This is a genomic window from Deinococcus sp., from assembly GCF_018260405.1.
Classification (GTDB): domain Bacteria; phylum Deinococcota; class Deinococci; order Deinococcales; family Deinococcaceae; genus Deinococcus.
The window spans coordinates 1-1,620 of record NZ_JAGLBG010000199.1 but is presented as its reverse complement, the minus strand read 5'-3'; the positions used below and the strand labels follow the sequence as shown (position 1 = coordinate 1,620).

The window sequence follows — 1,620 nt, the reverse complement described above, 5'->3', positions numbered from 1 at the left end:
AGGCGAACTGGCGAACGAGTTGAACACCGTCGAGGCCATCTTGGAGCGCGAGGAAGTGCAGAAATTTATCAAGTGGGTGCAAAAGCAGCCGCTGACCAAGGGCGTGCGGGTGCACTGAGGCCCGCCCCTGGGAAGCCTGCCCACTCTGGGAAGCCTGTTCAGTGCCGTCACCTTTATACTTCTGTTCATGATCGACGCGGCTCAAATCGACCACCTCGCCACCCTCGCCCGGCTTCAGCTGACGCCCGAGGAACGCACCGTCATGCAAGAAGACCTGACCAAATTGCTCGGTTACTTCGAGCAGCTCAACGAAGTGAACACCGACGGCGCCGAGGAAATGCAGCGCCCCGTGAACCTGGTTAACGTGCTGCGTGAGGACGTGGCGGGCCAGCCCTTCCCGGCGGGCGTGATCGCGGCCCTCGCCCCTGAGATGCAAGACGGCCAGATCAGAATTCCGCGCACCGTCGAGGCCGAGTCATGAGCGGCCCTGCGCTCAAAGGCGGCTTTCCGCTTTTCTTGCCGACGCTTGCCCGTCTCTGGAGCCTGTGATGCTTGACCTCAAATTTATCCGCGAAAACCCTGAACAGGTCAAACGCGCCATTGAGGTCAAGAATATCGGCCTGAACCTCGACGACCTGTTGCGTCTCGATCGTGACCTGATCGCCCTCAAGCAGCGCGTCGAGGTCATGCAGACCGAGCGTAACGCCAACGCCAAGCTGGTGCCGAAAGCCGCGCCAGACGAGCGCCCAGCCCTGATTCAGAAGGGTAAAGATTTAAGCGAGGAACTCAAGGCGCTTGAACCGCAACTACGCGAGGAAGAAGAAAAACTTAAAAACCTGCTGCTGCGCGTGCCGAATATCCCCCTGGACAGTGTGCCGGTGGGCCGGGACGACAGCGAAAACGTGGAACTGCGCCGCGAGGGGACGCTGCCCCAGTTTGCCTTCAAGCCGCTTGATCACGTCGAGCTTCTCGAACTCCAGGGCTGGAGCGACCCCGAGCGCGTGGCCCGCGTGTCGGGCAGCCGCAGCTATCTGCTTAAGGGTGAGGCGGTCATGCTCGAAATGGCCGTGCTGATGTTCACGCTGGATTTCCTGGCTGGGCACGGGTTTACTCAGCTTTCGACCACGGCGCTGGTGCGTCCCGAAACCTTTATTGCCTCGGGTCATTTCCCCGGCGGCGAGGATCAGGTCTATAAGATCGAAGGCGATGAGATGATGCTTGCCGGAACCGCTGAGGTGCCGGTCAACAGCCTTTACGCGGGCGAACAGCTTCAGCAGTCGCAGCTGCCAATGGCGTTCGCGGCGATCAGCGCGGCCTTTCGCAGCGAGGCCGGGGCCGCCGGGCGCGACGTGCGCGGCCTGATTCGCGTCCACGAATTTCGCAAGGTCGAGCAGTACGTGCTGTGCGAGGCCGATCAGGAAGTGGCGCTGGAATGGTTTAACAGGATTTTGCAAAACGCTGAAGACCTGTTGGCGGCCCTCGAACTGCCCTACCGGGTCGTCCAGAACTGCACGGGCGACATGGGCGCGGGCAAGATGCTGATGTACGACATCGAAAGCTGGGTGCCCAGCGAGGAAAAATACCGCGAAACGCACAGCTGTTCGTACCTGGGCGATTGGC

The 1,620-nt window shown here is 61.0% G+C and carries 2 protein-coding genes; both read left to right on the top strand.

Translation table 11 applies throughout. From position 1 onward, the window contains the following. Positions 1–187 precede the first annotated feature (187 nt). Positions 188–481, top strand: coding sequence for an Asp-tRNA(Asn)/Glu-tRNA(Gln) amidotransferase subunit GatC (gatC, locus tag QZ269_RS13035; RefSeq protein WP_291427127.1), 294 nt, complete (start codon positions 188–190; stop codon positions 479–481). A 67-nt stretch (positions 482–548) separates the two neighbouring features. After that, positions 549–1,620: serine--tRNA ligase (gene serS, locus QZ269_RS13030; protein WP_291427126.1), on the top strand; the 1,072-nt coding region annotated here is incomplete at its 3' end.